The 204-nt window shown below is 64.2% G+C and carries 1 protein-coding gene; it reads left to right on the top strand.

Annotated features, from left to right (window positions below):
• Positions 1 to 204: transposase (locus tag ACYQ6W_RS22765; protein WP_459678602.1), on the top strand; the 204-nt coding region annotated here is incomplete at both ends.

Raw genomic sequence — 204 nt, 5'->3', positions numbered from 1 at the left:
AAGGGGGGAGCGCAGGCAAGCCATTGGCCGCTCTCGTGGCGGACGCACGACCAAGATCCATGCGCTGACCGATCGCGATTGTCGCCCAATCGCCTTTCTGCTGACCGGCGGCCAGGTCGCTGATTGCGTCGCCGCCGATACACTGCTCGATCAGCTCACCGCGGCTGAACTGGTGCATGGCGACAAGGGCTACGACACCAATGC

The sequence above is a fragment of the Acidisoma sp. 7E03 genome (genome assembly GCF_054665075.1).
The sequence above is the reverse complement of the archived record's forward strand: the minus strand, read 5'-3'. Positions and strand labels throughout refer to the sequence as shown.